30 protein-coding genes and 2 pseudogenes are annotated in these 23,413 nt (G+C 56.2%); 13 read left to right on the top strand and 19 right to left on the bottom strand.

Going from position 1 to position 23,413, the window contains the following annotated elements:
• Positions 1–181: pseudogene (locus HMPREF2794_RS30065) on the bottom strand (DNA-binding protein); the annotation flags it as partial.
• Between the two features lie 542 nt (positions 182–723).
• On the opposite strand from HMPREF2794_RS30065, the gene HMPREF2794_RS26320 reads away from it, so the two are divergent.
• The 9 genes from HMPREF2794_RS26320 to HMPREF2794_RS26280 are packed head-to-tail and all read left to right on the top strand — an operon-like array spanning position 724 to position 5,133.
• A complete protein-coding gene (locus tag HMPREF2794_RS26320) occupies positions 724–975 on the top strand; it encodes a hypothetical protein (protein WP_004303766.1) in 252 nt (83 codons plus the stop codon).
• A gap of 12 nt (positions 976–987) precedes the next feature.
• Positions 988–1,980 (top strand): hypothetical protein, encoded by a 993-nt coding sequence (locus HMPREF2794_RS26315; protein ID WP_007559037.1) that lies wholly within the window; start codon positions 988–990, stop codon positions 1,978–1,980.
• A 45-nt stretch (positions 1,981–2,025) separates the two neighbouring features.
• Positions 2,026–2,436, top strand: a complete 411-nt coding sequence (locus HMPREF2794_RS26310; protein ID WP_009132163.1) for a PcfK-like family protein — start codon at positions 2,026–2,028, stop codon at positions 2,434–2,436.
• Between the two features lie 2 nt (positions 2,437–2,438).
• A complete protein-coding gene (locus tag HMPREF2794_RS26305) occupies positions 2,439–3,722 on the top strand; it encodes a PcfJ domain-containing protein (RefSeq protein ID WP_017141505.1) in 1,284 nt (427 codons plus the stop codon).
• A gap of 40 nt (positions 3,723–3,762) precedes the next feature.
• On the top strand, positions 3,763–4,089 hold the full coding sequence (locus HMPREF2794_RS26300; RefSeq protein ID WP_004295437.1) for a hypothetical protein: 327 nt from the start codon (positions 3,763–3,765) through the stop codon (positions 4,087–4,089).
• A 42-nt stretch (positions 4,090–4,131) separates the two neighbouring features.
• On the top strand, positions 4,132–4,449 hold the full coding sequence (locus HMPREF2794_RS26295) for a hypothetical protein (protein ID WP_004295436.1): 318 nt from the start codon (positions 4,132–4,134) through the stop codon (positions 4,447–4,449).
• 46 nt (positions 4,450–4,495) lie between these two features.
• Entirely contained in the window at positions 4,496–4,762 is a 267-nt protein-coding gene (locus HMPREF2794_RS26290; RefSeq protein ID WP_004295438.1) for a DUF6956 domain-containing protein, read from the top strand.
• Positions 4,763–4,766: 4 nt separating this feature from the next.
• Positions 4,767–4,946 (top strand): hypothetical protein, encoded by a 180-nt coding sequence (locus HMPREF2794_RS26285; RefSeq protein WP_004295439.1) that lies wholly within the window; start codon positions 4,767–4,769, stop codon positions 4,944–4,946.
• Positions 4,930–5,133, top strand: coding sequence for a hypothetical protein (locus HMPREF2794_RS26280; protein WP_004295440.1), 204 nt, complete (start codon positions 4,930–4,932; stop codon positions 5,131–5,133). Before HMPREF2794_RS26285 ends, HMPREF2794_RS26280 begins: the two co-directional genes overlap by 17 nt.
• Positions 5,134–5,186: 53 nt before the next feature.
• On the opposite strand, the gene HMPREF2794_RS26275 is transcribed toward HMPREF2794_RS26280, so the two are convergent.
• The 18 genes from HMPREF2794_RS26275 to HMPREF2794_RS26190 form a co-directional block, all read right to left on the bottom strand.
• Complete coding sequence (locus HMPREF2794_RS26275; RefSeq protein WP_004295441.1) at positions 5,187–5,573, bottom strand: hypothetical protein; 387 nt, start codon at positions 5,571–5,573, stop codon at positions 5,187–5,189.
• A 361-nt stretch (positions 5,574–5,934) separates the two neighbouring features.
• The gene (locus HMPREF2794_RS26270) at positions 5,935–7,887 is read right to left on the bottom strand and encodes a DUF4116 domain-containing protein (protein WP_017141466.1); all 1,953 of its coding nucleotides are present in this window, start codon (positions 7,885–7,887) and stop codon (positions 5,935–5,937) included.
• Positions 7,888–7,950: 63 nt separating this feature from the next.
• Entirely contained in the window at positions 7,951–8,394 is a 444-nt protein-coding gene (locus HMPREF2794_RS26265; protein WP_004295445.1) for a DUF3872 domain-containing protein, read from the bottom strand.
• A gap of 13 nt (positions 8,395–8,407) precedes the next feature.
• Positions 8,408–8,992 (bottom strand): conjugal transfer protein TraO, encoded by a 585-nt coding sequence (locus tag HMPREF2794_RS26260; RefSeq protein WP_004295446.1) that lies wholly within the window; start codon positions 8,990–8,992, stop codon positions 8,408–8,410.
• A 1-nt stretch (position 8,993) separates the two neighbouring features.
• A complete protein-coding gene (gene traN, locus HMPREF2794_RS26255; RefSeq protein ID WP_004295447.1) occupies positions 8,994–9,914 on the bottom strand; it encodes a conjugative transposon protein TraN in 921 nt (306 codons plus the stop codon).
• A gap of 72 nt (positions 9,915–9,986) precedes the next feature.
• Positions 9,987–11,267 carry a conjugative transposon protein TraM gene (traM, locus tag HMPREF2794_RS26250; protein ID WP_017141464.1) on the bottom strand — a complete coding sequence of 427 codons (1,281 nt, stop codon included), beginning with the start codon at positions 11,265–11,267 and terminating at the stop codon, positions 9,987–9,989.
• Positions 11,242–11,541 (bottom strand): TraL conjugative transposon family protein, encoded by a 300-nt coding sequence (locus HMPREF2794_RS26245; protein WP_004295449.1) that lies wholly within the window; start codon positions 11,539–11,541, stop codon positions 11,242–11,244. Before HMPREF2794_RS26245 ends, traM begins: the two co-directional genes overlap by 26 nt.
• 4 nt (positions 11,542–11,545) lie before the next feature.
• Complete coding sequence (gene traK, locus HMPREF2794_RS26240; protein WP_004295450.1) at positions 11,546–12,169, bottom strand: conjugative transposon protein TraK; 624 nt, start codon at positions 12,167–12,169, stop codon at positions 11,546–11,548.
• Positions 12,170–12,180: 11 nt separating this feature from the next.
• Positions 12,181–13,263 carry a conjugative transposon protein TraJ gene (gene traJ, locus HMPREF2794_RS26235; RefSeq protein WP_029429443.1) on the bottom strand — a complete coding sequence of 361 codons (1,083 nt, stop codon included), beginning with the start codon at positions 13,261–13,263 and terminating at the stop codon, positions 12,181–12,183.
• Between the two features lie 19 nt (positions 13,264–13,282).
• Positions 13,283–13,903 carry a DUF4141 domain-containing protein gene (locus HMPREF2794_RS26230; protein ID WP_007851777.1) on the bottom strand — a complete coding sequence of 207 codons (621 nt, stop codon included), beginning with the start codon at positions 13,901–13,903 and terminating at the stop codon, positions 13,283–13,285.
• A 35-nt stretch (positions 13,904–13,938) separates the two neighbouring features.
• Entirely contained in the window at positions 13,939–14,253 is a 315-nt protein-coding gene (locus HMPREF2794_RS26225) for a DUF3876 domain-containing protein (RefSeq protein WP_004303798.1), read from the bottom strand.
• A gap of 14 nt (positions 14,254–14,267) precedes the next feature.
• Positions 14,268–16,763, bottom strand: a complete 2,496-nt coding sequence (locus HMPREF2794_RS26220; RefSeq protein ID WP_070753133.1) for a TraG family conjugative transposon ATPase — start codon at positions 16,761–16,763, stop codon at positions 14,268–14,270.
• The gene (locus tag HMPREF2794_RS26215) at positions 16,760–17,086 is read right to left on the bottom strand and encodes a DUF4133 domain-containing protein (protein WP_029427933.1); all 327 of its coding nucleotides are present in this window, start codon (positions 17,084–17,086) and stop codon (positions 16,760–16,762) included. Before HMPREF2794_RS26215 ends, HMPREF2794_RS26220 begins: the two co-directional genes overlap by 4 nt.
• A gap of 20 nt (positions 17,087–17,106) precedes the next feature.
• Positions 17,107–17,409: a DUF4134 domain-containing protein gene (locus HMPREF2794_RS26210; RefSeq protein ID WP_004303800.1), complete on the bottom strand. Its 303-nt coding sequence runs from the start codon at positions 17,407–17,409 to the stop codon at positions 17,107–17,109.
• A gap of 145 nt (positions 17,410–17,554) precedes the next feature.
• Positions 17,555–18,295, bottom strand: a complete 741-nt coding sequence (locus tag HMPREF2794_RS26205; protein ID WP_029427932.1) for a hypothetical protein — start codon at positions 18,293–18,295, stop codon at positions 17,555–17,557.
• Entirely contained in the window at positions 18,292–18,711 is a 420-nt protein-coding gene (locus HMPREF2794_RS26200) for a DUF3408 domain-containing protein (protein ID WP_004295458.1), read from the bottom strand. Before HMPREF2794_RS26200 ends, HMPREF2794_RS26205 begins: the two co-directional genes overlap by 4 nt.
• A gap of 41 nt (positions 18,712–18,752) precedes the next feature.
• Complete coding sequence (locus tag HMPREF2794_RS26195; protein ID WP_004319163.1) at positions 18,753–19,175, bottom strand: DUF3408 domain-containing protein; 423 nt, start codon at positions 19,173–19,175, stop codon at positions 18,753–18,755.
• A 6-nt stretch (positions 19,176–19,181) separates the two neighbouring features.
• Positions 19,182–19,934: a ParA family protein gene (locus HMPREF2794_RS26190; protein WP_004295460.1), complete on the bottom strand. Its 753-nt coding sequence runs from the start codon at positions 19,932–19,934 to the stop codon at positions 19,182–19,184.
• 70 nt (positions 19,935–20,004) lie between these two features.
• Between HMPREF2794_RS26190 and HMPREF2794_RS28260 the strand changes: the two genes are divergently transcribed.
• From HMPREF2794_RS28260 to HMPREF2794_RS26175, 4 genes and pseudogenes are all read left to right on the top strand, one after another.
• Positions 20,005–20,247: a hypothetical protein gene (locus HMPREF2794_RS28260; RefSeq protein WP_004295461.1), complete on the top strand. Its 243-nt coding sequence runs from the start codon at positions 20,005–20,007 to the stop codon at positions 20,245–20,247.
• Positions 20,248–20,637: 390 nt separating this feature from the next.
• On the top strand, positions 20,638–21,060 hold the full coding sequence (gene mobA, locus HMPREF2794_RS26185; protein ID WP_004295462.1) for a conjugal transfer protein MobA: 423 nt from the start codon (positions 20,638–20,640) through the stop codon (positions 21,058–21,060).
• Complete coding sequence (gene mobB, locus HMPREF2794_RS26180) at positions 21,054–22,199, top strand: conjugal transfer protein MobB (protein ID WP_004295463.1); 1,146 nt, start codon at positions 21,054–21,056, stop codon at positions 22,197–22,199. Before mobA ends, mobB begins: the two co-directional genes overlap by 7 nt.
• A gap of 37 nt (positions 22,200–22,236) precedes the next feature.
• Positions 22,237–23,385, top strand: a pseudogene (locus tag HMPREF2794_RS26175) (YWFCY domain-containing protein); the annotation flags it as partial.
• Between the last annotated feature and the right edge of the window lie 28 nt (positions 23,386–23,413).

The raw sequence follows: 23,413 nt of genomic DNA, 5'->3' as shown, positions 1-23,413 counted from the left end.
GGTAGGTTTGCAGGGTACGTTTCGATATCCCCAGCACGTCACAGACATCCTGGTTGTCCAGCCATTTTTTCAAACTCACGTCCTCCTGCCTGCGGCATAACGCCTCGGCTTTTCTTTCAATGGCTTCCACGTGCCCTGCCAGCGCGTCGAAAGCCTTCACGTCCATACTTATTATTTCCATGTTCTGTTTCATTTTTTGTTTCCCGGATGCCCAAAAGTACACAAATGAACAGTATCTTGTTATCAGCCAGTGGTATATGGACGTATCCGTCTTAAAAGTGGCAGCGAGTGGCGCCACGTCCGGCGGAAACGATCCTCCGCCGATACGGGATCGGCACGCTCCGATACGCCAATCGCCCGTGAAAGGAAATGTTCGCGGGCGATTTATCATTCCATGCAGGGTGAGCCGTGAACCGACTTTCGCGAGCGTTCACGGCATATCGTTTTCTCCCCGTTTCTCTCCCATAACCTTTTCCTCTCTTTTTTTCATGCCGCGGAGCGCGGTATGGAAATCTGTTGTCAGTAGCAAAGGTAGTTACGGGGCTCACGCTGCTGCAAGATCGGGCCGCGGGGCGGTTTGCCGCAAAATCTTCCTCTTTCCCTGCGGGCGAGCGTATTTTCCGACAAAATCTTGCAGCAGCTATCCCCGACACCTTTTGATGCTACCGAAACAGATTCCATCCATACCGGCTCCGCTACGGCATAAAAAAAAAGTCAAAGGTTATGAGAAACGAAGAGAAAAATAAATGGAAACAGAAATCCTCCAACCTTCCACTTGGCATAAAGGCAAAGGTCGGGTTGGCGGTAAAGGTCGGGGCGGTGGCTTTGGGCTTCCACGTGTGGGGTATCGACTTTATTTGGGTCGTTTTGGGCTTCACGTTCTGTTATGACATCCTGCGGGGCATTTTCTCCTGCCTTGTTTCTCTCGTGGCTCTAACCGGCTTTTTCTATTTCCTATTCACTCACATCTTCTAAATTATTACAGGTATGACAAAGTACATTTCATTATTCGGAGCGACTACCACGGACACACGGGTGCAGGTAGTCAAGGAAAACCAGGTAATCATCGGTATCGGTGCGGGTGCGAGCAGAAAGCGTTACGTCGTTTACAAGGTGGAACACACCGCCCGTGGCTACGTGTACCACATGGTCGATACCGAAACAAAGGAAATCAGCCAAACGGACATTCTGCGACCCCTCTCGCAAACATTCGGTATCGGCAGGTACTACGACGACGTGAACCCCGAGTTCATGGACGCTTTCGAGGTGGCTTTGCTCGTGGGGCAGGCGGAAGAGCAAGCCACGGCGCAAGCCATCGCCGCCGCCAAAGAGAAAGCCGAGCATGACCGCATAGCGGAAATAGGAGCGCAGAGGTTACGCCGCATCATGCCCGAAGGGGTGCAGGGCGTAATCATCGCCGAACTCAACGAAACGGAATACACTGACCCCTCTTACGAGTGTTCGACCACCCGAAGCGTGCGTACCGTCATTCTCGGCTTTTCGGCCACCTCCCGCAACGGCTTCGGGGAGTTGAGAAAGGCGGCGGCCAATTTCCCGCAAACGGCGCACCTCTCCGAATACGACCCCAAGAACGAACACCGCTATCCCGTTTTCACGCTCGGCAAAAGTCCGAAATACGGGTGGAGTGTCTGCAAACTGACCCACTACACACGTGAAGGGTACATCGACAGGCTGGCATATATCGCAGGAAACGAGGAGAATATATGTCTGCCCGAGCCGAAAGACGAAAAACGGGCGGAACGCACTGAAACGAGCGTGCAAGGCGGGTTTATCATCGTGGACTATTCCGAGAAGGCGATAGCCGTATTCGGGGACACCAAGCCCGTCAAGGACGCCCTTCACGCACTCGGGGGACGCTTCAACGCACGGCTGACGCATGACGGGCAGAAGAGAGCGGGATGGATTTTCCAAAAGACCAAAGAGGACGAGGTGCGGCGGCTTCTCGGAAAGGACGAATAAATGTTGAACACGGGGCGGCTCGCCGCCCCACAATACCAAAAAATCATGGCACAAGGAACAGATTATTTCAAACTGACGATACAGAACTATCTCGACGCACGGGCACGGGAGGACGAACTTTTCGCACCCCGATACGCCAACCCGAAAAAGAACATTGACGATTGCTGCACTTTCATCATCAACCAAGTACGGCAGAGCGGTTGCAACGGGTTTGCCGACGAGGAAATATACTCTATGGCACTCCACTATTACGACGAGGAGGACATCGACATCGGCAAACCCGTCAGTTGCAAGGTAGTGGTCAATCACACCGTTGAACTGACCGAGGAGGAAAAAGCCGAGGCACGGCGGAACGCCATACGGAAGGCCGAGAGCGAAGCCTACGCCAAGTTGGCGAAAGCCAAGTCCAAACCCAAGAAAATCGAAGATAACAAACTAATGCCCAGTCTATTTTAGTTATGAAACCGAGAACAAAATTCCAACAGAGCGTTGTGGCGGCAAGTAAACACCTGCCGCCGCTTACCCCCGCACAAATCGAATGGGGGTACAAGAACTGCATCGAGCATATCGGACGCCGCACGCCGAAAGGACTTATCACCTGCACCGAGTGCGGCCACACGTGGCAGAGCGAAAACGGAGAACTCACGGACAATCTGTTAGGGTGCGAGTGTCCGCACTGCCACACCCCGCTGAAAGTGGAAACCACCCTGCGCCGCAAGTTCAACGATTACGAGTATTTGTGCATCGTAACCCGCTGCAAGGGTTTTCAAGTCCTGCGCTTCGTCTATATCGAGTGTTGGGCGAAAGTGGGACAGACGCCCGTTTACACCCATATCGAAGCCGTACAGCGGTGGATTGCCCCCGACGGACGCTCCGCAACCTTCGCACGGCTGCGCCCGATGGGCTTCTTCGTTCACGGGTGGAGTTGGTCGAGCGCATTGGAACTGCGGGCGGAGAACGACGGGAAATACAACATCACGCCCACACGCATCTATCCCCGACAACGGCTTATCCCCGAACTGCGCCGAAGCGGCTACGGTAAACAACTCCCCGATGTAACCCCTTTCGACCTTATCCACCTGCTGCTCTCGGAGAACAAGGCCGAAACGCTGCTTAAAGCGGGACAAACGGCACTCGTGCGATTTTTCGCCCGTTCCTCCCGCAATATCGCAGACTATTGGCCGGCCATCCGTATCGCCATCCGTAACGGGTACGCTATCGGGAAACCGACGGAATGGTGCGACTACATCGACCTGCTGCGATTTTTCGGGAAAGACCTGCATAACGCCCATTTCGTGTGTCCCGCAGACCTGCCCGCAGCGCATGACCTCTACATGGCAAAAAAACGGCGGCACATGCAAATGGAACGGCGGCAGGAGGAACGGCGCAAGGCGTTGGAACAGGAAGCCTCGTTTGTCGAAGCCAAAGGGCGGTTTTTCGGAGTGGAGTTTTCCGACGGGGAAATCTGCATCAAGGTATTGGACAGCGTTGAAGCCATACGGCAGGAGGGCGAGGCCATGCACCATTGCGTGTTTACCAACGAATACTATCTGAAAGCCGACTCGCTCATACTCTCGGCCACAATCGACGGCAAACGTATCGAAACGATAGAGGTGTCCCTAAAACGCATGGAGGTCGTGCAGAGCCGTGGCGTGTGTAACAAGAATACCCCATACCACGGGCAAATACTGAAACTGATGAAGGGGAACATGTCCCTTATACGGAAACGAATGACAGCATAAAAATCGGGGCGGCGAAAGCCGCCCGCAAAAACAAAATAGAATGAACCAAATAGCATATAAATTCGTGTCGTGGGACGTTCCCGCACTCGAAAGCCTTGCAGGCTCAAAAGCGTACATATTACGCAAACGGCTCAATGACGGGGGAACGCTCACCCGTGAGGAGAAAGACTGGATTACCCGTGAGGTAAACCATAACACCTATTTCAAGGACTCCATTCCGCTTTTAGGGTATCGTTTCAACTTTGTCGATGTACTGAAAACATTCGTGGTAAAGCAGTACGGGCATTACACGGAATACAAGGGCGTGGACAAGACGAGCATACGCTCCATGTTGTACGGCAGAGTGGAAAGGATTGTCGAATTATAAAATCGGGGCGGCGAAAGCCGCCCTACAAAAAAAAATATAACAATGAAAATCATCTATAAAAGCTACATGGCACGCCCGCTCAAACCCTTCGGGGAGTGGGATTGGGAAGTTCGGGAAGCAGTCAAGACGGCCCTTGCGCTCGTCGAGGGGAAAAACGGGTTCAAAACCCATTCCGAGATATGGCGAAGGTGCAACCTCGTCATTACCGTGGGACACAACATCTACACCACGAGTATCGAGATACGACCACCCGAGCAGGACGTGATACGCCGCAGGAGCAACTGGCATAACGGCTACGCCTACTACTGCAACGGCGTGTTCTGGGCGAACATGAGCAGGGTTAGAGTGGAACTTGTCTGATTAAAAAATTTCGGGGCGGCAAAAGCCGCCCGTAAAAAGCGAGAATATGAAAACGAATGAAGTAAACAAGGAAATCTCCTATGAAACGCTGCTCGTAACCTTCGGCGAGGGTATCGGGCGGCTCAACACCATGTTCGACGACCCGCAGGTGTGGGGCGTTGCCACGCTGAAGCAGTGGATCGACGGGTATGAAACTACGCGCTTCACCGAAATCGACGACCGAACGGCGGTTATCACATCCGAATACAACATGGACAGCGTGAAGGAATGGCTGCAAAAGAACACACCGATTATCAACCTGGAAAAACGATAAAATCATGCGCAAGTACAAATTATTCATCGGCTACCGGCTGCTGGGAGAGTTTTCCGGTATATGGGAAGCCAAAAATTTCGCCGCTGAAAGCGGCATGAGCGGAATTTTCTCGCTCGTGGGAGAAAATTACCGGGACAGTTGGTACGAACCAAAAAAACAGGACAAGAATGGAAACAAAGATTAAAGACATCACGGGAGCGGAAATAACCGTTACCGACTTAAAAGAGGCGGTACGCCAATGCCGGGAGTGCCTCGCAAGTCCCTACCTGATGCCCTCGGGGCATACCGTGGGGGAAAACCATGCCTACATGTTGCGGCAACTGCTCGCCCTGCAAAGGCGGAAACGGGAACACGGCAGGCAACGGCCGTGAAAATACGACGCGAAAAAAATCGGACGACAACCGTCCGATTTTTTTGTTTCCCGTCAATCGACCGCCGTATGGTCGCCCAGCTTCCCGTGCAGTTCACGCCCGATATGTCCGGCAATGCCACGGGGAGAAATTTCAGAGATTGAACCCCACCCGCCATGCGTGTATATGCACGTCTTGAGCGGTTCGGTACGGGAAAGGTAGAACAGATAGCCGTTGCGGAGCAGGATGCCCACAAACACCGAGCCGACCTCGATGTCGGCGATCTCGTCAAAACGTATCTTCCCGTCATTGTATAATACTGCCGTGCCATCCGCATCGGGAATGACGAACAGATCGTCTTCCATGACAATCCCGTGCAACTCGATTAGCGACCCCAGGCATTCACTCGCCGATACCCGGTCGTAATCACCCTTTACCTCATTTGTCGATTTCGTTTCCATATCGCTTTTCTTTAGGTTCAGACAAATACCATACGAAAAAGGCGTGAGAATACGTTAAATACCGGCATTGAGGTACAGCCAAGCACCCATCCACTCGATAGATAATTTCTCCCCACGCCGCTATCGCATACGCTTGACGCATATAGACACGACGATGAAGAAGAGAACTACCCATTATTTTGCGAGCGGATTAAAATTTGGCTGTTTTCAATGCCCCACCATAATGTGTTCCTTCCGTATGTAAATCGCCCGGCGGCACGCCGCCGGAGGATTCGATTGCAAATATAACGATTTCATTCGGGTATCGGCGACAACACGTGCGATTTTTAACAACCTTCCTGCCAAAGAACTACCCGCCGTCCTACAATTTCGGCCCCCGGGCGGGTTTGCGGGGCGCGACCTTCGGCTGCGCCTTCTTCTCCCTGGGCGGTTCGACGATCCGCAGTTTGAGTTTCTCCGTCTTACGGTCGTAACGCACCTCGCAGCAGTCAATCTCACCCGCAACCGACGTCCACACGTTGTTCACACGCACCGCGCCGCCCGAGTAGAGGGTCTTGTATTGTTCGTATTCGAGCGGCTGCCGCAATTTCGCGTCCACCTGACGGTGGAACGAGTAGATATTACGTCCCTTTGCTATTTCGTCGGGAACGTAAACCCGCAACTCGGGATGGGCGGCCTCGGCATAGAGGCACAGATCCGCCGTGCGAAGCTCCCTCGGAACCCACTGGATCATCCTCGGGTCGCCCCGCACGGCCGTATCGGCCACGAGCGGCGTGATGGCCCTCTGGGGAATGTCGTACAGCACCCCCGCATCCTTGCGAACGGCCTCCAACGCCACCTCCTCCGTTACAAGCCGGCGGTTCAGGTGCAGGACACTCATCAACCGGTGTATCTGCTGCGGGTCGTCCTGCTCGCGGAACACCTGCAAGACCAGGGCGGGGTCGCTCAACGCGCTGATAACCGAGAAATCGGTTTTGTCCTTCCCGTAGGTACGCTCGAAAGCCTCCCGGCTCATCTCCGGCGTCCGGGCTTCGCGGGGGACGCCTTTCAGGTTTTGCGGGTTCTCCCGCACTAGGCTCATGTATAGATCCGGGCTTTTCATGCTCTCGGGCAGGTGGGCGATGGCATAGGGACTGCGCCGTATGGCCTCCATGCACAACTCCGGCGTTTTCCACTTCTCGGGGACATATTGCAGGTAGCTCCCGTCGTGCCAGACGGCCCGGCGGCACATCTCCTCGTTCTTGGCGTGGTCGGGAAGGTTGTAGAACAGCTCCGGCTCCAGGGCGAAAATTTCCCGGGCCACCCTCGGCGTGAGGAACCAGGGGTTCATGTTCTCCAAAAAATCGAAGGTCTTATCGTAATTCGTGCAATAGAACCCCAACACTTTCAGGTGTATCTCCTCGAAGGGGATATAGCGGAGGACACGCAGGTCGTCGGTACGGGCCAACGCCCGGTTGCAGACCTCCGGCGTGAGCTGTTCGGGGTTGAAAAAGCGGATGGCCAGGGGATCGCGCTCCAGCGCCATCCCGCACAGACGGTCGGTTTTCAGATGTTTCGGAACGTACTCCAGTGCCAGGTAGTTCGAGGACACGGCGGCCTCGCAGACCCGTTCCGTGCGTAATTCCTCCGGCACTTCATGGAGCAGGATGCCGTCCCCGCTGACGGCACGCAGGCAGACTGCCTCCGTGCGCAGTTCCACCGGCACGAGCGAAAGGCAGGACGCGTCCATCCCCACGCCGTGAAGGGCCAGTTCCCCGGTCATGACCTCCGGGGCAATGGAGGCGAAAATCTCGAACTTGTCCACGAACGACATCCCGAATTTTTTCAGCCCTTCCAGGCATATATCGGGATACGGAATGTAAGGGAGTATCTTGTAATCGGCACTGTCCACCGCTTTCAACGCCGCACGGCATATTTGCGGCGTCCTCAATTCCCCGGGGACGGCCTCCAGCACCAGACCGTTGCGCTTCACGGCCGTCATGCACAGTTCGGGGGGCTTCAACCCCTCCGGAACGTAATACAGCGCGTAGCTGTTGCTATCGACGGCGGCACGGCACATTTTCGGTGTCTTCAGACGGTCAGGGACGAATTTCAGTGTTTCGCCCCGGTGGCCGGCCGCGGCAAGACAAAGTTCCGGCGTTTTCATCGCTTCGGGAACGAACTCGATGTTGAAAGCCGATTTCTTGATGGCGAAACGGCAGACTTCCGCCGTTTTCCGATCCTCGGGCAGCGTCTCGAAAAGGTTCTCGCGCCACGGGTTCTCGTACACCCCCGTATCGAGATAGGCTATATCTATTCTCTCTTGCTCTGTCATGGTTTTCAGTATTTATGGAAAGCGCCCGGGTGACGGGCGCTTCTCTTGGTTAGACATATTCCGTTATCGTTCCGTTTCCTCCGTCCCGTTCTCGCTCTGGAACGTGAAGGAGGTCTTCACGACCTGACCCGTGTTGTCCTCGACATAGACGTCGATGGTCTGCTGGTCATCGCTGCGCGATGTGTAATAGAGGCGGAACACCTCACGGTCGAGCGGATAGCGGTCGTTGGGCAGGAACACCGTACCGTCGTCCATCCTCAACTCACCGCGCCCGTCGGGCTGGAAATAGCGGATCGTGTAACGCGCGCCGTCATATCTCCCCTCCCGCACGAGCGTGCAGCGGATTTCAGCGGTTTCACCAACGGAGATTCGCTTCTGAACGGGCATCGTTTCCAGAGAGAACGTGTACGCCTGCTGTATATCCAGCCCGTTGTCGCAGGATGCGCATAAAAGACCCAGGGCGGCGATCCAGACCGCCAGGGCCAATATCTTTTTCATCTTTTTCATGTCGCTTGCAAGTTTAATGGATTATGAATTTCACGCCCAGGCCGAACTGCGCGTGGAAATGTCCCGTTGTAGTGCCCCATAGGATACGCTCACGCCCCGTCAGCGAGAGGATAATCCTGTCGGTCAGGTACGCATCGACCTCCAGCGTGACGGCCCCGCCATAGAGGAAACGGTCGCGGTGGCGGAGCGTAGAGCCGTCATAGAGCCGCCTTTCGCCCCGGTTCACACTCTCGTAACCGGCCAGCGCCGAGCCGCCGAGGTAGAAGAAAAAAGTCCTGGACGGGTCGGCGAGGAACTTGTAATAGTAACCGCCCTCGGCAGTGAACTGCGCCACAGGGATACGTTCCGACTTGTAGGGGTAATAACGGTTCAGGAACTCCGCGCCGAACACCCACTTGTCGGCATTCTTCGCGTAGCGGCTCATGGCCAGCCCGAACCAGTAGCCCGTTTCGCTGCGGCTGTCCCGGGTATAGAAGCCGTCGGTCATGCCTCCCCGTATTTCCAGCCCGCGCATGGCGGGCAGGGCACGCTGGGCGTGCGCCCCGTCCGAAAGGAGGAGGCATAACCCCAGCGTGAGAATGAATATCGCCCGTTTCATATCACTTTACCTTTAACTCGTTGATAACACGTGCGCGCACCAGGTCGGCATTCTCCACCGTGAAAGTCTGGTGTCGCCCGCCCTGCTGCTCGTGCAGTTCCACGACCAGCTGCTTGTCGTCGGCCAGCGTGAACTTCGGGAGCGTGAAGACCATGCGCTCGGTACGCTTGCCGCCGATGACCTGCACGTTGTTGTACGCCCGCACGGGCCATACGACCTGCTCCTGGATGGCCGTGCGTTTGGCCACCTTCTTGTCCGTAATCTTGAACGTCAGGTAGTCCACGTTGAAAGGCACGTTGGAGGAGTTTTTCAGTTGGAGGTGGAAATAAAGCAGGTCGTTATGCACGTAGATACCTTTGAGGAGGTATTGTACCCCGAAACGCTTGCAACCGATATGCTTGATCTCGCGGCGGTCATTCTTGTAAATGGACTGCATGATCAGTTTGACCAGCAGCGGAGATTCGCATCCCAACTCCTGCAAATAGATGTCCAGCGCATTATTGGGGCGGTTTACCGCCTCCCCGCCATGCAGGAAGTCCGCCATCTCGACCGACAGTTTCACCGGCTCGTCGGCATACTTGACATTGAAGCTGTAATAGGCCCCGTCCTCGGTAATGACCGAAAGGTTGCTCTCGCGCGAGAAATCACGCAGGGCCGCCTTTACACGCAGCACGTTTTCCGTGCCGTCGGCTTTCGCCGCCAGAAGATCCGAAGACCCCAGATCGACGTAACGGATGGCCGAGGGGAAAATCACATGAACGGTCTTGCTGAACGTCACCTCCAGCGCGTAGGGCGGGATAACCCGGTTGAAGGTCAGCGGACGGGTAAGACCGTCGTACAAATCGCCCGTGGAGGGCTTTTCCTGCGCGTGGGCAGCGAACATGCACCCGATAAAAGCGAGTGCCAGAAGAATCTTTTTCATACTCGATAATTTTTTGATTGTTGATAAAAATGGATTTTTTCAGTGGTGTACGGAAGTACGTCGTTTGTACCCTTATTGAAGGGGCGGGAGCAGCAGGACGCTGTAACCGGCCTTGAGCGTGACCTTGACCGAGCGCATCTTCTTGCTCACGTATTGCGACACGCCCTGGATGGCGCTGCGCCCCAGGTCGGAGAGCAGTTGCGAACCGGCATCGTCCGTGATCGTGATACTGCTGCCCATGCCCGCACCCATATTGGCGGCGATCTCCTTCACGGCATTGAGTTCTTCCGACCCCGGCACGGGAATACCCTCGTTGCCGTTCGTGTCATAGACCGACAGATCGACCGGAACGACCGCCCCGCCGTGCTGGACAGCGCTGACCTTGACCGTCAGCCGTTCGCCGTTGATCCTCGCCGCCCCCGTTACGGGCGTACCCGAGGGGATGAGCAGCTCTCCCGCCATCATCGGTTCCAGCAGCCGGAAAGTAACCTCCCCGCCATCGGTGAGCGTCACGGTTTGCTGCACGGCGGCACGGATACTGTTGCGCTCGGGCTCGCGAAGGTCGCTCCCCACCGTGTTGAAACCCCAGTTCCGGGGCTTGACGAACTCACGGGCGAAGACCGAATCGGGCAGCGGGGCGGCGAGCAGCGACACGATGTTACGGCGCACCTGGCGCACGGGCTGCACGGAAGCCTTGCCGGAAACGGAGGCTTTCTGACGCGGGGCTTCAGGGGCTTGACCGCCATTCATGTAGCGGGCGGCGATCTCGTAGGACTTCTCCAGCAGCGCCACCTGCTCCTCCTGGGCCGTTTTCTGCGCCTGCTGTTCTTCCAGGCGGCGTTCCAGTTCCTCGATGCGGGCCTGCATCTCGCGCTCTTCCCCCGTTTCACCGGCGGTGTCCTCGTAGAAACTGCCTAACTGGCGGTTGATGTCGGCATAGGCGGCACGGGAAGTCCGGAAAGCTCCCGACGAACCGCCGGCAGGGCCGGAAGACTTATCCGGCACGGCAGCGGGCATGACGGGCTCTTCCTCCTCGTCCTCCATCCCGAACGCGAAATCCTGCAAGGAGCGCATCTTTTCCCGCTCCCTGCGCCGCATCTCCTCCTGCACGTAGGCATCACGCTTGTCCGAGAGGATACCCTCCGATTCCGGGGTCGGCAGCTCCGTGTTGAAACCCGCCGAAGGCTCCTCCCGTTCTTTTTCGCCGGGGGAGAAGATCAGCCACATGCACCCGGCAAAGGCCAGGAAAAAGAGCGGGAAGACCACCATCTTCTTCCGCATCTGTATCTGCCGGGGCGTGAGTTCCTTTTTCCCCGCCTCCGGCTGTTTATTCTGTTTTTCGTTCGTCGTCATAATTGAAATCTTTTAGATGTTTTACACTGTCGGCCTCCTGCCGTTGTCTTAATTCCAGCTCCAGCCGCTCGATATGCCGTATCTGCATCCGTTCCCCGGCTCCCTTGCCGAAGCGGTAGATGGAAGACACGGTAAAGTAGAGCGACAAGACGGAAAAGAACAAGAGCAGCGTGAGGATCACGATAATCCGCTTATCGGGCGAGAGCGCCCCGCAAGCGCGGCGCAGGTGGTCTTCGACCCACTCCCCGAAAGCCTTTATTCTCTTCTTTGCCATAACCTTATCTTTTTAATGTACGTAAATCGCGGTTCTCCAGAATCTCGAATTTCTCCATGATGAAACCCTGCGGGTTATTGTCCGAACGCCCCGAGTTGATCAGCTCGCAGCGCGTGACCAGCGAACGCTCGGTGATGTTGCTCTCGCGGACAATCATTTGCCGGGCATAGGTCATGGCCCGGTAGGGATAGGCGTTGAAGTCGCACACCACGGAGTCCACCTCGATACGCTGGCTGATGTTCCCCGACACCACACGGTTGTAGTAACCTTTCTCCTGCATGTCCTGGTAATAGGCGAAGGCGCTCTTATCGACCAGGAACAGCGCGCGGTTGATGTTGCTCTCGATGGCCGCACGGTCGGGCGAGAGGGTGAAGAACAACTCGTGAAAACGCCGGATATGTTCGCGCGCCTCCACGGGGCGGTTCTGGCTCAAATCCTGCGAGAGCGCCAGCATCAGCGACTTGCCCCCGTCCAGGACGTAGATCTTCTCGCGCTGCTTTTCGGCGAAACGGAAGCTCGCGACCACGCTGAACACGGATACCAGCGCGCACAGGCAGAGGAACACGATACCGAAAAGCCGAATCTGCCTGAAACTTGTTTCGATGTTTTTTAATGACTTGAATTCCATTGTCCAAATTGTTATGAATGATTATTGTTACCTTGTGTTGCCAGGTTGCGCCCGTTGGGGGCACTGCCCGAAGCCGGGCCGCCAACGCCGCCGTTACCGGAGGAGGAACCGCCACCGCCGCGACGCCCGAACGTGCGGCCGATCATGTTGCCGGCGATACCGCCAGCGACACCCGTGGCGAATGCCCCGGCCTTGTTGATACCGCCCATAGCCCCGCCGGCTCCGCCCGACTGGATCACCCACTCGGCAACGGTGGGGATCGTGAAATAGCCTATGATACCTATAATCAAAAAGATAATATAGACACCGCTGCCGCTGTCGGGAATGTAGTTGGGGTCTTGCAGGGCCAGGACGTCCGCCTGGAGCATCAACGTCTGGATCTTGGCCAGCACCGCGGAGAACAGGTCGGCGATGGGAAGCCAAAGGTACACGCTGATATAGCGGGAAATCCAGCTCGCGAGCGTCGAGTGAAAGCCGTCGTAAATGGAGAGGGCGAACGACAAGGGCCCCAGAATCGACAGCACGACTAAAAAGAATGTCCGCAGCGTGTCGATAGTAAGCCCCGCGGCGTTGAACAACAACTCGAAGAAGTCCCGGACAAGCTGCCGGAAACCGGCCTTGATGTCGTACCACGTGCGTTCGGCCCACATGCTGATAATCTCGCCCAAATCCGTGATACCCATATCCGCAAGCCGTTGTTCATACACCTCGTCGTCCACTAACCAAGCCTTGCCCTCGCGCCTGCGGGCCTCGGCTTCCAAATCGTCCTTCTGTTGCTGGTATGCCTGCAAATCCAATGTCTGCCCCTCCAGTATGGCGTGCGTGCCCTGCACCACGGGCGACATCACGGCGTTGATCGTCCCCAGAACCACGGTGGGAAAGAACATCACGCACAAGCCGATGGCGAAAGGCCGCAGGAGCGGGAACACGTCGATAGGCTCCGCATTGGCCAGTGCCTTCCATACCCGGTAAGCCACGTAAAAGAGCGCACCCAGGCCGGCGATACCTTTCGCCACCCCGATCATGTCGCCGCATAGCGGCATCATCTCCTGATACAGGTTCCGGAGAACCTGGTGTAAATTGTCGAAATCCATGACTGCCTCCGTTTTCAGGTTACCAATATCTGTCGTTCGGGTTCCCGTAAAGTGCCAGCACCCGGTGCGCGTCGCCCTTTTCGCGGCTGCGGATGAAGGACACGGAGATGGTCTTGCGCGTGTAATAGCGCGTGAGGTTGCGGTACTCCAGCATCTTCGTGTAAACCTGATCCACCACGTCCATCCGCTCCTTGTCCGAGAGCGAGAGGCCGTTGCCGCCGGTTATGACCGTCTTGAGTTCCGTCACCAGCGCGCCGCCCTCCTCCAGCAGCCGGGCGTAACCCGCCGAGATCGCCGCCAGCTCGTCCACCGTGAAGTTCGGGTCTGAAACCATACGGTTGAATCCCGAGGTGTAGATTTCCGTGATCTCGCTGACCATTTCGAGTGTCAGCTTCACCTTCCGGGCATCCTTGATGATGTTATGCACCGATTTGAGGGCGTCGTAGTAAGCCTTGCTCTGGTTATAAATCTTGATACTCTCTTGCAGCGACTTGACCATGTTGGTCGCCGTGGTCGAGCTTTGAACCGCGCTCTTGATGTTCTGAACGAGGTTCGACGGGTCGATGACCGTCCACTGCGCTTTTGCCTGGTACGTGAAGCAAAGAAGCCCCACGAACAGCGTTAAAATCAATCGTTTCATCCTTTTCATTATTTAATTCGTGAATACTTGGGCGGTCATTCCGACGCCCGGTAATAATCCCCGTAGGCGGAGAGCTGGAGCACCTCGCGCCCCGCATCGTAGGCCAGGGCGACATACCCGTAGAGGTCGAAGTAACGGATACCTCCCCAATACTTCCTCACGGGACGGGAGAAGCGTGTCCCGTCCTTGTAGGACACCTCCACGTAAAAACCGCCGCCCCGGCGTCCCGGGTTGCGGTAGATGCGAACCCGGGGAGAACCCGAGCGGCTTTCCCACTCGCCCGCCACCTCGTACAGCGCGAAGTCCAAACGCGCCGCCGTGGGGTCTGATCCGATACACTTGCGATACATGGCCTGCCCTCCCTTTAACGTTTGCCCTCGGCGAGCTGCCTGATCGCCAGTTCCATATCACCGCCCAGCTCCCCGGCAAGCCGCTGTACCTCCACTTTCTCCGTTTCCTCGGTCGTGTAGGCCAGGTACTCCGGGACGCTGACCTCCGTGGCATAGACCGCCGACTGAACGCCGCCCAGACCGATCCAGACCTCCTTGTATTTACGGGAAGGGTCGTTGGACTGGTTGATCGAGAGAATCTGCGCCTTCTCCTTGTCGGTCAGCCCCAACAAGGACTGAATCGCGTCGAAACGGTTCATGAACTTGCGCTGGTCGAGCAGGATCTTGCAGTCCGAGTTGTTGATGATCGCCTCCTTGACCACCGGGCTGGAAATGATGTCCTCGACCTCCTGCGTCACAACGATGGCCTCACCGTAGTATTTGCGGACGGTTTTATACATATAACGCAGATATTCAGCCATATTGGCCGTAGAGAGCGCCTTCCAGGCCTCCTCGACGATGAGCTGTTTGCGTACCCCCTTGAGCCGTCTCATCTTGTTTATGAAAGCCTCCATGATGATGATGGTGACCACGGGAAAAAGCTCCTTGTTTTCCTTGATGGAATCCACCTCGAAGACCACGAAGCGCTTCGAGAGCAGGTCGATGTTGGCCCGGGAGTTCAGAAGGAAGTCGTAGCGTCCGCCCTTATAATACTGCCGCAGGGTGATGAGCATGTTGTCGATGTTGAAATCCTCGCGGCTGACCCGGATCTCCCGCTCCTCCAGCTCGCGGCGGTAGTCGTCCCGCAGGTACTCGTAGAAACTGTCAAAACACGGCACGATATTCCGGTCGGCGCGGATACGCTCGATATAGGCGTTCACGGCACTGCCCAGCTCGCCGCTCTCGGTCTTCGTGATCTTGTCGTCCTCGGTTTTCCAGAGTGTCAGCAGCAGCGTCTTGATGCTGTCCTTCTTCTCCACGTCGAAATAGTAGTCGTCGGTGTAGAACGGGTTGAAACTGATGGGATGTTCCTCGGTATAGGTAAAATACACGCCGTCCTCACCTTTGGTCTTACGCCGGATCAGCTCGCAAAGACCCTGGTAGCTGTTACCGGTATCCACCAGCACGACATGCGTGCCCTGCTCCCAGTATTGGCGGACTAAATGATTCATAAAGAACGACTTGCCTGACCCAGAGCCGCCTAACACGAATTTATTCCTATTCGTAATGATCCCTTTTTTCATCGGTTCGTCCGAGATGTCCAGGTGCAGGGGCCTGCCGCTTACGCGGTCGCACAGCTTGATGCCGAAAGGGCTGGACGAGGATTTATAGTTGGTTTCCTCCGTGAAGAAACAGACTGCGGGCTCGATGAACGTGTAGAACGATTCCTCGGCGGGGAAATCCCCCGCGTTGCCCGGCATACCCGCCCAGTAGAGCGTGGCGGCGTCCACGGTGTTGTGGCGCGGGCGGCACTCCATCAGAGCGAGCTGGCTGCCCACATCATTGCGGATATGCCGGAGCTCCTGCACGTCGTCCGACCAGGCCAGCACGTTGAAATGGGCCCGGACGGATTGAAGACCGAACGAGTGCGCCTCGTTGAGATACTGGTCGATCCACTCCTTGTTTATCTGGTTTCCGCGGGAGTAGCGGGAAAGGGACTGCATGTTACGCGCACGTTTCTCGAACATACGCAGGTTTTCGTCGCTGTCTTCCAGGAACACGTACTGGTTGTAAAGGTGGTCGCAGGAAAGCAGAAGCCCCACGGGGGCCGCGAACGACAGCAGGCAGTCCGAACGGTCGGTGGAAAGACGCTCGTAACGGGTGTCCGTACCCACGCGCCCCGGCAGGTCTTCCGTGTCCGAGAGCGTGTGCAGGCACACCCGTTTGTTGCCCACGCGCAGAACCTCGGCCCCCAGCTCGATGTCCTGAAGAGAAGTCGTCTCCGAGAGCGAGAGGGAAAAGTACCGTTCCAGCAGGCCCGGACAATCCGCCGTACCCGTGATCTCGTCCCCCGTGAGGCGGACAAGGGTCAGGAAACCCGAATCGTTCAGAATACGCTCGAACTGTTCCGCCGCCTCCAGGAATTTTGTCGCCGATTCCCGGTTTACCTCTTTGGGAATGATGTTGCCCCGGCAGAGGGTCGAGAAGTCTGAACGCATGTGCATACGCTCCCTCGTCGTTTTCGTCAGGTAGAGGAAGCAGGCGTGGGTCAGGAACGGACGCTCGTTGAAATGCCGCTCGTAACTGCGGGAGAGGAAACTCATGTCCCCCTCGCCCGTGGCCGGGCGGTAACGCTCGCGGATGAACCAGTCCTGCTTGTGTACCACGCTGTATTCGGGCAAGACCTTCAGGGCCTTGCACCAGGCGGCGTGGATCGCCTCGTACTCGGCGGACGTGACGGTGAACAGCTCCGGGAGTTCGACCCGATAGACGACCGTTATGTCCGCGTCCTTGCTGATGATACAACCGCCTTCCACGGCCAGGAGCGGGAACTTGCTTTCCAGCGTGGTGGCTTTCAAGATGTTTCTCATACGCGGCCCCCCTTTCTTTTCAGCAACCGGCGCAGGGACTTGCGGTTGAGCAGGTAGCGGGGATGCCGGCGCGCGGCGAACAGCTTCATCAGCCCGTGTTCCCCGTAACGGGCGTTCAGGCGGAAGGTAAGCCAGACCAGCACCGAAGCCGCCGCAACGCCGAAAGCGATACATACCCACTGATCGACCCCTGCCATGTAGAGGATGACGAACACCACGAAGACGGCCAGCAGGCCGCCCGCGAAGATGAAGAGGTACTGCGCCTTCAGGCCCCGGAACTCCACGCTCTTGCCGATTCCCTTGTTGATTCCATATTCCATAATTATTTGCATGACAGGTTGGACTACAAGAAGAAAGAGCGTAGGATCGTCGCGGCGACAATCAGGAAAATACACGCGCCGAACCAGCTCGCGGCGGTCTTCGACGTGTCGGGGTCGCCGCTCGAAAACTTGTTATAGACCTTGATCCCGCCGATAAGGCCGACCACAGCCCCAATCGCGTAGATGAGCTTCGTTCCGGGATCGAAGTAGCTGGTTACCATGTTGGTAGCCTCCGTAATGCCGGCGATGCCGTTGCCCTGCGCGAAAGCGGAGGAGATGGCGGCAAAGAGAAATGCCGCCGGAAGAAGAATCTTGTTCTTTCTCATAACTCGATAATGTTTGAATTGTGGCGCGGGGATGGATAGGCCCCGCACCGGGTTAAACTTCTTGATTCGGATTTTTTCAGTGGTTCGAGGATAGCCTCACGTGCTACCCGTAGTCTTTTTCTTTCATCGTGATGTCATTATGGGGTTAAACAAACTCACGGACGTCGAAACCCGTGGGAACCGAACCCTGCGGAGATGGGCTTTCCGCAGACCTCTCGGACATACGCCGGTGAAAGGCCGAGAGGTAGGTGTCGATCAGGGATTTTACCCTGTCGTTCCCGTCGGGGCGGCCCGAAACGATGACCTCGAACATGTCGGTCTGTTTCAGGCCCAGGAGGACACGTCCCGTTTCCTCCCTTTGCTCGTCTGTTGAAGGTGGATCATGTACCACGTGGCGGTAGGCTTCGCCCATCTGTTCAAAACTAACCCCCTGGGCAAGCGAGCGGCCCAAAAGGGGCAGCTCTTCGGTGTCGTCTTCATCCTCGTCATAATCCGGCTCCTCCGCGTCCGCATCCGGGAAAGATTCATCGTACAGCGGAAAGTCGATTTCCAGAGGTTCGTTAGGCTCCCCCTCGGGAGCGACACCGAACACTTCATCCAGGTCTTCCGGCGGAATCTGCCGGGGGTGTTCGGGTACATTCGTGGGCACAAATATATCGGCTTTTTCCGTAACTTTTTCAGTTTCAGATTCTACGGCAGCTTGTGGCCGGGAGTGGCGCGGGTCGAGGACAAAGCGGCTCCTGCCGATGATCTCCTGCCGGCAGGGAGTGTCTTCGGCAACGATCCCGTCTGCCGGTTCGTTGCGTTCCATCCGCCACAGGCGGAAAAACGCCCACAAGGCATACCCCACGGCAAAGAGGGGCAGCAGCCACAACGCCCCGTTCATCGCTCCTCCGCTTTGGGTTGCCGGGAGGCCACGGCCTCACGCTCCTCGAAAAGCCGCTCGATGGTTTCCCGGTTATCGTCCAGGTGCGCCTTGAGAACCTTGTCCACGTAGGCCGTGATCGTCACGTCGCCACGACCGATGACACGGGTGATCTCGCGGATACGCTCGTGATACGACGGACGTATCTTCACGTGCTTGTTACCGGCGAAAGGCAGCCGCAGCAGGCAGATGTAACGGGCCAGGTACTCGGCCTCGGGGGTGGGGACAGTCCCCACGGCGACCTCCCCCGAAGGGCCGTCGGGGACGATAAGGGTTTTCATCCTGCGCCGGTAGCGGCACACGCGGAAGATGAAGGGCACGGCGACGCAAAGGACGGCCGCCAGGATAACAGATAAAATAATTGCTTTGTCTGACATGATGGATTGTTTTTAATAGGTTGTAAATATTGGGTTCATAACTAAAAAATATCGGAGTTCCGTTTCTTGTAGAGTTCCGAAATTTCCTCCTGATAGGTCGCGAAATGCTGCTCCAGCACATTGTCCAGGTAGCTATACAGCGAGAGTTCGTTCTTACCGATAACCTGCACTATCCGGGTTATACGCTCGTGAAACTCCTTGCGGATATACACCGTTTTGCCGCTTCGGGTATTGGAGGGGGCGTTCCGGATAAAAAGACGCTCGTAATCCTGGCCTTTCCCTCTTCGGCGGCGTCCCTCCTCTTTCGTAGCCGGCGAGGCGGCGGCCTCGCCAGACGGTTCCGATAGAGCCGATGCCTCCTCCTCTTTTTCCGGCGTGTAAGGATGTAATGGCCGGTTTCGGCTTTTGGCCTGGCTGATGATGAAGGAAGCGTCCAAACCGTCGTCATGTTCTTTTCCGCTCATAAGATCCTACTTTAACAGTTCGATCAATTCATCCACGAGTTTATCCAGGTTGCTGCCCCGGATCAAAGAACGGTCTGCCGGGAAGAGCGTGGAGCGGAAGACAGAGCGACGGCTGGCGTTCTGCTCACGACGAAAACGCTTGGTGTCAGGCAGGAAGGTCTTCAGAACAGGAAGACCCAGCTCTTTCATTACCGCCTCGTAAACCTGATATAACTCTGTCTTTTCACGTCCGTCCACCATGTTCCATAGCATATACAGCCCTTTCATCCGGGACTTCTCGCGGCCCATGATATGCTCCTTTACCACAACCGCGTAATTCAGGGTGCTTTCCATGACAACCCGGTCGGCACTGATCGGGGCGACGAGATAATCCATTCCGGCCAGGGAATGAATCAGATCCTCGTTATTGATCGTACCGGGAAGGTCGAAGAACACATAATCGAAATCACCTTGCGGCAGGAGGTAGTCGGCATCGGCCAACGCCTCTTTCGTGTTGCTTTCCACGACAGGATAGGCTTTCTTTTGAAGCCGGGTGAATTGTTCGTAAGCTAACCTCTTGTAATGTTCGTCTTCGAGGGCAAGCTTCAGGTCACGTTCCCGCATCTCCACGATGGAGTGTTGGGGATAATCGCAGTCGATGACCGCGACATTGAAACCCTTTACATAGTGCAGGTAAGAGGCTGCCAGCACCGTGAGGGTGGTTTTGCCCGCTCCGCCTTTCTGGGTGGAGAAGGCCACGAATTTCGTTTTCTCTTTCATTGTTCCATGCGTTTTTAGTTATACAATCGGGTAATCGTTCATCTCTTCACGTATCCGGACAAGTGACGGCATGAGATTTTATGCTGGTATGCCGGCACGCATATATGCTGGTGCGCTGGCAGGCTGTTACGCCGGTATGCCGGTGCATGGGCGCGTGTCCGATTTTATACTCATGCGCAACCGCATTTGCTTATCCGGACAAAGACCCGCTTTTTCCTCTGCACACGATGTTTTCTGCATCCGTCCGCACGTGTGCGGACAGGGGGATGTGTCATTGCCCGTATCCGTTCTCACGTGCAAAGTAAACCCTTAAAAACACGGGTTGTATGCTCTTTTTCCGCTATGGCCGCGTGTGGCATCAAAGTGGACGCAAGTGGCGTAATCGCTTGTAGTACAAGAGATTGAATAGGTCGGTATCTTTGCCTCGTGAACGATCCCGACGCTAATGAAGCCGTCCTTGCCCCGTTTTACGGCGGCTCTTTCAATGTTCTGTCCGCGAGCGGGCAGAAGGTATTTGCAAAGGGCAAATAGCAAGCTGTGTTTTCTGCTGCACGATTCTCGTTTTGCAGCAGAAAACAGCTTGCCCGCAAGGGGGAGAAAGCACCTCCGGAGTCGGTGCTTTTCAGAAGGGCGGCAGGCCGCGAAGGGATCGGAATTTTCAGGAACCGGTGGGGCTCTGGCCTCTCCTTAAAATTTCGATGCGATGGAAAAGAACAGAAAGCCCCGAGGGGGCAAAGGGGGACGACCCGCGAAAAACGACCCGGCCGTTTACCGCTTTTCGGTAAACTTTTCAGCCGTGGAACATGCCCGTTTCCTCGACCTTTACGAGCAGTCCGGGCTATTGTCCAAAGCCGCTTTTATCAAAGCGAGAGTGTTCAACGAGGCGTTCCGGGTGGTAAAGACCGACCGGGGAACGCTCGAATACGTGGCGAAGCTGACCGCTTTCCACGCCCAATTCCGTGCCGTGGGAACGAATTACAACCAGGTGGTGAAGGAGCTGCACGCGCATTTTTCCGAGAAGAAAACACTCGCGCTGCTCTATAAACTGGAGAGAGCGACACGTGAACTGGCGGCCGTCGGGCAGCAGGTCGTGTCGCTCTCCGAAGAGTTCAAACAGCGATGGTAGCCAATATCACCACCGGAAAAGACGTGTACGGCGCGCTGGCGTACAACCAGGAGAAAGTCGATCGGGGCGACGGGAAAGTACTGCTGACCCACATAGTGAGGGAGCCGGCGGATGGGCGCTTCAACGTGGCCGCGACGGCAGAAGACCTCCTGCGCTGGATGCCCTCGCACTACCGGACGGAAAAACCCGTCGTGCACGTATCGCTCAACCCGGCTCCCGAAGACCGCCTTGACGACGGGCAGCTCGCGGAGATAGCCGGGGCCTACATGGAGCGCATGGGCTGGGGAGGACAACCTTATATCGTATTCAAGCATACCGACATCGGACGGGAGCATATCCATATCGTGTCGGTGCAGGTGGCCCAGGACGGGCGCAAGATAAACGACAGCAGGCGCAACGAACGCAGCGTGGCCGTTACCGAGGAACTGGAACGGGAGTACGGACTGCATCCCGCCAAAGGGAGAAGGCGGGAGAAAGGGCAAGGGATCGTCCCCGCCGATTACACGCGGGGCGACCTGAAACGCCAGGTGGCAGCGGTAATAAAACCGGCCGTGGCGACATACCGCTTCCAGACCCTCGGCGAGTTCCGGGCATTGCTGTCCTTATATAATATAGGTATAGAGGAAGTCCGGGGAGAGCGGAACGGAACCCCCTACCGGGGATTGCTCTACACGCTGCTGGACGAGAACGGGGACAAGGCAGTGGCCGCGCCGCTCAAATCCTCACTGTTCGGTAAAGAGGTCGGGTATGACGGGCTGGAACGGCACATGGAGCGCAGCGCCGAACGGTTCGGGAAGGACGACACGAGGAGGCAAATCCGTGGCCGGGTCGATAAAGCGCTTCGGGGAGAACCCACGGAGGAAGAACTGCGCGAACGCCTGCGGGGAGCCCGGGTGGATCTCTACATACGACGCAACGAAAACGGCCGCATCGTGGGTGTGACGTTCATTGACCACGAAACACGGACGGTCGTGAACGGATCACGGCTGGGAAAGGCATACTCGGCCAACGCCTTCGAGCTGCGCTTCGGCGGAAAACGGAATCCCGGGGAAAACACGAGGGGCTTGTCCCCGAAACAAGCGCCTGCCGGACGGGACGGGCAACGGAAGCGGAATACCTCACGACGGAGGAAAGTATAACATCTCAATTATCATTCATTTATTAAATCTTACGGTTATGCAACAGGAAGACGACCTTCGGGGTCTTGCTAAAACAATGGATTTCATGCGGGCATTGAGTATCTTGTTCGTGGTTATCAACATCTACTGGTTCTGCTACGGGCAGATACGGGAATGGGGAATCAATATCGGCGTGGTCGATAGGATTCTGCTGAACTTCGACCGCACCGCGGGGCTGTTCCGGAATATACTATGGACGAAACTTTTCGCCGTAGTGTTCCTCGCCCTTTCATGCCTCGGGACAAAAGGAGTAAAAGAGGAGAAAATTACCTGGCGGAAAATCACGGCATCGCTGGCCACGGGAGGCGTGCTGTTCTTCTTCAACTGGTGGCTGCTGGACTTGCCGCTGACGGCAGCGGCGAACGCGGCTTTCTACATACTGACCCTATCGGCCGGGTATATCTGCCTCTTGATGGGCGGCGTGTGGATGTCCCGCCTGCTGAAGAACAATCTCATGGATGACCCTTTCAATAACGAGAACGAATCATTCCAGCAGGAAACACGCCTGATCGAGAACGAGTACTCCATAAATCTGCCGACGAAATTTTACTATAACAAACAGTGGAACAACGGGTTCGCCAACGTTGTAAACCCGCAAAGGGCTTGCATCTGCATGGGAAGCCCGGGCAGCGGGAAGAGTTATTGTGTTGTAAACCAGTTCATTAAACAGCAAATCGAAAAGGGCTATACCCAATACATCTATGACTACAAGTTTCCCGATCTTTCGGAAATCGCTTACAACCACCTGCTGAATCACCAGAAAGGTTACAAGAAAATCCCGACTTTCTACGTCATAAATTTCGACGACCCGCGCCGCTCGCACCGCTGTAACCCCATTCACCCGGACTTCATGACCGATATTTCGGACGCCTACGAGAGCGCCTATACCATCATGCTCAACCTGAACCGAAGCTGGGTGCAGAAGCAGGGCGATTTTTTTGTGGAAAGCCCCATTATCCTTTTCGCGGCCGTGATCTGGTTCCTGCGCATCTACGACAACGGGCGGTATTGTACCTTCCCGCACGCCATCGAGTTCCTGAACAAGCGGTACGAGGATATTTTCCCGATTCTGACATCCTACCCGGAACTCGAAAACTACCTCAGCCCCTTTATGGATGCCTGGCTCGGAGGCGCTCAAGACCAGCTCCAGCTGCGCCCGTAAGGGCATATAATAA

The sequence above is a fragment of the Bacteroides sp. HMSC067B03 genome (assembly GCF_001811315.1).
GTDB lineage: Bacteria > Bacteroidota > Bacteroidia > Bacteroidales > Bacteroidaceae > Bacteroides > Bacteroides faecis.
The sequence above is the reverse complement of the archived record's forward strand: the minus strand, read 5'-3'. Positions and strand labels throughout refer to the sequence as shown.